This window comes from Paenibacillus sp. E194 (genome assembly GCF_000935845.1).
Lineage (GTDB): Bacteria > Bacillota > Bacilli > Paenibacillales > Paenibacillaceae > Paenibacillus_B > Paenibacillus_B alvei_B.
This window is the reverse complement of the sequence record NZ_JMDX01000305.1, coordinates 1-5,771: the sequence shown is the minus strand read 5'-3', so window position 1 is coordinate 5,771 and position 5,771 is coordinate 1. Positions and strand designations below refer to the sequence as shown.

The following is a 5,771-nucleotide window of genomic DNA, read 5'->3' as shown; positions in this document are numbered from 1 at the left end:
GATGACAGAAGCGATGTTGCGTCCCATATCAGGCTTCTCAGCCACGACAAGTGTCTTCATCCTACCACCTCTTTCCATACACAACAGAAGAAGCCGCGCATGTGAGAATAAGCGCAGCTTCTTACTAACGTTACTATGTTCTATTATTCACTACTTTCGCATTTAAGGCAATAGTGTAGTTCCCATCAAATATCGATCCACTTCTCTTGCAGCCTCTCGTCCTTCATTGATCGCCCATACGACGAGACTCTGTCCACGGCGCATATCTCCTGCGGCAAATACTTTACCTACATTCGTCGCATACTTGCCATAGTCGGCCTTCACATTCGTCCGACGATCTGTTGCCAGTCCGAGTTGCCCTGCAATGGTCTGTTCCGGCCCATCGAAGCCAATCGCAATCAGCACGAGTTGTGCCGGGAATACGCGTTCCGTACCGGGAATCGGCTGATAAATTTTCCTTCCGGTCTCATCGACAATCCGTTCAATCTGCACCGTGTGCAGTTCCTTCACCTGTCCATCTTCATCACCGACGAACTTCGTTGTCATGATGGAGAATTCACGAGGATCTCTGCCATACAAGGCTTTGGCTTCTTCATGGGCATAGTCCAGCGTGTAGACGTTCGGGAACTGCGGCCAAGGATTTGTGCTTGCATCCCGTTCTAGCGGAGCCTTCACATGCGTACCAAATTGTGTAATGCTGCGGCACCCGTGACGGAGCGCAGTAGCAACACAATCGGTTCCGGTATCTCCGCCTCCGATGACGATCACATCCTTGCCCTCGGCATTAATATACTGACCATCCTCCAGATTGGAGTCAAGATAGCTCTTAATCGTACCATTCAAGTAATCCATCGCATAATGGATTCCGTGTAAATTGCTTCCTTCTATTTGGAACTCACGCGGCTTCGTTGCGCCTCCGCATAGAACTACCGCATCATGAGAGGCAACTAACTGATCAGCTGGGATGTCCTTGCCGATTTCCGTATTCGTCACAAATTGAATGCCTTCCGCCTCCAATAGCTGAATGCGGCGATCTACAACTTGCTTTTCCAGCTTCATCGTTGGAATCCCATACGTGAGGAGGCCACCAAGACGATCTGAACGCTCGAAGACGGTTACGGAATGGCCGGCTTTATTTAATTGTGCGGCGCAAGCGAGGCCAGCAGGTCCTGATCCTACAACAGCCACATGCTTACCTGTTCGCTGTGCTGGAGACTCGGGCTTCACCCAGCCCTCTTCAAATCCCCGTTCGATGATAGCTTCTTCTATTGTCTTAATCGTAACTGGCTGTCCGATAAGCCCCACCGTACAAGAGCCTTCACATGGTGCAGGACATACACGCCCTGTGAACTCCGGGAAGTTATTGGTCTTGTGCAGTCGCTCAAGTGCCTCCTGCCATAAGCCACGATACACGAGCTGATTCCATTCTGGAATCAAATTGTGCACAGGACAGCCTGATGTTCCTCCCGTCATTTCAATACCTGTATGACAATATGGGGTTCCGCAGTCCATACAGCGGGCACCTTGTGTGCGAAGCTCTTCTTCACTTAGATGCTTATGAAACTCTTCCCAATCCTTAAGCCGTTCCAATGGATCGCGATCAGCCGGAATCTGACGGCGATACTCCATAAATCCAGTAGGTGTTGACATGCGATTTCCTCCATCCGTCCATCCGTATATTTGTATGAGTAAGGTTGATTGGTCATTCTTTTGTTGCGGTTTCATGGATTTGCATGCAGACATTCATTGCACTCTTCGACATGTTTTTCAACCTATCCTACTCAATTTACGCCTATATTCCAATGGAGTCATGAACAAATCATTTGCATTTCTTCACACAATAGCACATCAATACATTTTCGTTTCAACTATTTTTTGCGTACAAAAGATTGGAACTGATGAGGGTATTCATTTTTCTCATCAACGATTCCTGACTCTTCCCACTCAAGCTCCCATACACGCTCATCGTATTCTGGGAAATGCTCGTCACCCTCGAATGTCTGCGCGATTCGCGTAACAAGCAGCTTGTCCGCATACGGCATAAACAAATTATAAATTTGGGCTCCGCCAATAATCATCACTTCTTCATCTTGAGCAAGCTCAAGGACGGAAGTGATGTCCGAGATAACCTCAGCGTCATCTGTACCCCACGCGGGGTTGCGCGTCAAGACAAGATTGCGCCGTTTTGGCAGTGCTCCGTTCAGCGAATCATACGTTTTGCGTCCCATCACAACGGTCTTGCCTTTTGTATTCTCACGGAAAAACTTCATATCATTCGGCAGATGCCACGGCATTCCATTGTCCTTGCCAATAAGCCGTTGTTCATCCATCGCCCATATCATCGTAATCGACAATTTCAATTCCTCCTTCGATCGTTCTTAGCAGAGTCACAGAAGTCGAATGTAATATTCGTGCCGTTATTGCACAACAACAATCGATTACACAGCGACAGGCGCTTTGATAGCTGGATGATATTCGTAGCCTTCGAACTCAAAGTCCTCGAAACGGTAATCAAAAATTGATTCAGGCTTGCGCTTAATGACCAGCTTCGGAAGCGGCAATGGCTCGCGCTGCAACTGCGTATTCACCTGTTCCAGATGATTCGAGTAAATATGAACGTCTCCACCACTCCAGACGAACTCACCTACTTCCAAATCACATTGCTGGGCCACCATATGCGTCAATAGCGCGTAGCTTGCAATATTGAACGGCAAACCAAGGAACGTATCCACAGAGCGCATGTTCAACAAGCAGCTCAACTTGCCATCTGCCACATAGAATTGGAAGGAATAATGGCATGGAGGGAGCTTCATCTCATCGACCTCACCTACGTTCCACGCGGATACGAGCAACCGGCGGGAATCCGGATTCGTTTTAATTTGCTCAATCACATTCGCGATCTGGTCAATCGTACGACCGTCTTTCGTTTCCCAGTTCCGCCATTGCGAGCCGTATACAGGGCCAAGATTGCCGTTCTCGTCCGCCCACTCATCCCAAATCGTTACCTTATTCTCCTTCAAATAGCCGATATTCGTATCGCCGCTAAGGAACCACAATAACTCATGGATGATCGAACGAAGATGCAGACGCTTCGTCGTTACGACTGGAAATCCTTCATTTAGGTCAAATCGAAGTTGGCGACCAAATACGGATATCGTACCTGTGCCTGTACGATCTTCTTTTTTCACGCCATGATCCAAAATATCCTGCAATAATGCCAAATATGATTTCATTCTCTATTCACTCTCTTTCCTTACCGTTCTGAAGTGTATCTTACCTAGTGTACCATTCCAGAGTAAAAAAATCATCGGTATCCCATTCCATTATCATCTGTTGATCAATTACGATCAGCGCTATTCCTTGGCACGGTTGACGCCCTCATTGAACCTCTCTCGAAAATGGTGGCTTAATCAAAGAAAAATCCGGCCATAATATGCCCGGATCAGAAAAATGATATAATGTACGATTTCCTCAACGTTCAAATTGTTATTCTTCGAATTTATGACCACATTCCGCACAGAAGCTCGACCCTTTATCACTTGCTACCTGACACACTGGGCATACAACCATCACTTTTATATCTCCAACTTCCTCTTCTGAAAAATGCCCTACAAAATGATGTCCACAGCCTGAACAAAACTTCGTATCTAATGTAGCAGGTTTACTACAAGATGGACACAGCTTCTCATTCTGCACCGTACGAATTCGATTTTCAACATCCTGAACTTCTGCCTTCTTCTGATTGATCTGTTCACTAAACAGCAGCAATTGATCGCTTATTTCTTCTATTGTCCCATTTTGCATGGCATGATACACACATTCACCCATACGGCTGTAGATGCCCGTAATTTCTTTTTCCTTTGAAGAGATTTGGAATTTTAACCGATTTACCTCTATCGTGGACTGTGCTTTTTTTCCTGCTTCCGCTGCACCTTGCTTTAATTTATCAAAAAAACTGCTCACCGTAATCCTCTCCATTCCGTAAATGTGTACTGATCATCATAACTTTAGATATTAGTAATATAGAGAAAAACTTCTCTGTTTATTACATGAATCCACCTTACATAACCAGTACTATTCACATCTCGGTAAAAAAACGCCCCCGCAGCGCTGCTGCAAGGGCAAAAGCAAATCAATATATAAACAGAACCGTAACAGAACGTATACAGAACCCTCAGAGAGAGAGGGGATTACTTACCTACTGTGTGGATTGGGTGACCAAGAACAACTTCAGCAGCTTCCATCACGATTTCACCAAGTGTTGGGTGAGCGTGGATTGTCAACGCCAAGTCTTCTACAGTTGCAGCCATTTCAACTGCCAAGCCCATTTCCGCGATCAAGTTCGATGCTTCAGGACCTACGATTTGAGAACCGAGGACGATACCTGTGTCAGCATCGGATACGATTTTCACGAAACCGTCAACGCTGCCGCCGAGGGACAACGCACGACCGTTACCTGCATAAGGGAATTTACCGGCTTTTACTTTGAAGCCTTTTTCCTTCGCTTCGGATTCAGACAAGCCTACGCTTGCGCACTCTGGATCTGTGAAGCATACTGCAGGAATGCACTTGTAATCTACAACACTAGGCATACCGGAGATTGCTTCTGCAGCCACTTTACCTTCGTAAGAAGCTTTGTGAGCCAATGCAGGCCCAGCAACGATATCACCGATAGCGAAGATGTGCGGAATGCTTGTACGACCTTGGTGGTCAACTTCGATCAAGCCGCGATCAGTCATTTTCACGCCGATCATGTCCAGACCAAGCTCACCATCAGTGTTCGGACGACGACCAACTGTTACGAGCAAGTAATCAGCTGTCACTTCTTTGGACTCGCCGCCAACTGTGAATTTCACAGTAACGTCTTTGTCTGTTTGTGTAGCAGACTCTGCTTTCGCACCAGTGAAGATCTCAACATTGGATTTCTTCATGTTTTTCGATACAAGTTGAGTCATATCTTTGTCGAAGCCAGGAAGAACCATGTCCGCGCCTTCGATAACTGTTACTTTCGTACCGAACTTGGAGTACATTTGACCAAGCTCAGCGCCGATGTAGCCGCCGCCGATAACGATCATGGACTTAGGAACTTCTGGCAATTCCAAAGCTTCTGTCGAAGACAGGATACGTCCAGTGAATGGGAAAGGCTTCAATTCGATTGGACGGGAACCTGTTGCGATGATGCAGTTTTTGAACTTGTAGCGCGGTGCTTCTTGATCGTTGAAGACACGTGCTTCATTTTCATTAATGAACATGCATTCGCCTTTGAAGATTTGAACTTTGTTAGCTTTCAACAAAGCGCCTACGCCGCCAGTCAATTTCTTAACTACGCCGCCTTTAAATTCTTGCACTTTTGTGAAGTCCACTTTTACGTTTTCTGCAGTAATACCGATTGCAGAAGCGTGTTGTGTAACTTCATATTGATGTGCAGCGCTGATAAGCGCTTTGGATGGAATACAACCGCGGTTCAAGCACACACCGCCGAGTTCGGATTTATCTACGATGAGTACGCTTTGGCCGAGTTGGGCAGCGCGAATCGCTGCCACGTAACCGCCAGGGCCTGCCCCAATAACCAAAGTGTCAATGTTCAAAGATGCGTCTCCTACTACCATTTCCGGTTACACCTCCATAACAAGCAACTCAGGGTTAGCAAGCAGTTGCTTGATGTAGTTCATAAAGTTTTGAGCTGTCGCGCCGTCGATCAGACGGTGGTCGAAGCTGAGGGACAATGCCATAACTGGCGCTGCCACGATTTCGCCGTTCTTAACAACTGG

6 protein-coding genes are annotated in these 5,771 nt (G+C 46.7%); all 6 read right to left on the bottom strand.

What is annotated here, in order from left to right:
* Positions 1 to 162 precede the first annotated feature (162 nt).
* On the bottom strand, positions 163 to 1,650 hold the full coding sequence (locus AZ66_RS25855; protein ID WP_044357494.1) for a glutamate synthase subunit beta: 1,488 nt from the start codon (positions 1,648 to 1,650) through the stop codon (positions 163 to 165).
* Positions 1,651 to 1,868: 218 nt separating this feature from the next.
* Entirely contained in the window at positions 1,869 to 2,354 is a 486-nt protein-coding gene (locus AZ66_RS25850) for a dihydrofolate reductase (protein ID WP_044357493.1), read from the bottom strand.
* An 84-nt stretch (positions 2,355 to 2,438) separates the two neighbouring features.
* Entirely contained in the window at positions 2,439 to 3,233 is a 795-nt protein-coding gene (thyA, locus tag AZ66_RS25845) for a thymidylate synthase (protein ID WP_044357492.1), read from the bottom strand.
* 253 nt (positions 3,234 to 3,486) lie between these two features.
* The gene (locus AZ66_RS25840; RefSeq protein WP_052648879.1) at positions 3,487 to 3,963 is read right to left on the bottom strand and encodes a zinc ribbon domain-containing protein; all 477 of its coding nucleotides are present in this window, start codon (positions 3,961 to 3,963) and stop codon (positions 3,487 to 3,489) included.
* A gap of 227 nt (positions 3,964 to 4,190) precedes the next feature.
* Complete coding sequence (gene lpdA / locus AZ66_RS25835) at positions 4,191 to 5,609, bottom strand: dihydrolipoyl dehydrogenase (RefSeq protein ID WP_021261328.1); 1,419 nt, start codon at positions 5,607 to 5,609, stop codon at positions 4,191 to 4,193.
* Between the two features lie 6 nt (positions 5,610 to 5,615).
* The coding region (locus tag AZ66_RS31015; protein ID WP_197081772.1) for a 2-oxo acid dehydrogenase subunit E2 at positions 5,616 to 5,771 on the bottom strand (156 nt) is incomplete at its 5' end.

Excerpts from the sequence above, each read along its gene's own strand:
- AZ66_RS25855 (WP_044357494.1), bottom strand. The coding sequence starts at position 1,650 with ATGTCAACACCTACTGGATTTATGGAGTATCGCCGTCAGATTCCGGCT.
- thyA (WP_044357492.1), bottom strand. The coding sequence starts at position 3,233 with ATGAAATCATATTTGGCATTATTGCAGGATATTTTGGATCATGGCGTG.
- lpdA (WP_021261328.1), bottom strand. The coding sequence starts at position 5,609 with ATGGTAGTAGGAGACGCATCTTTGAACATTGACACTTTGGTTATTGGG.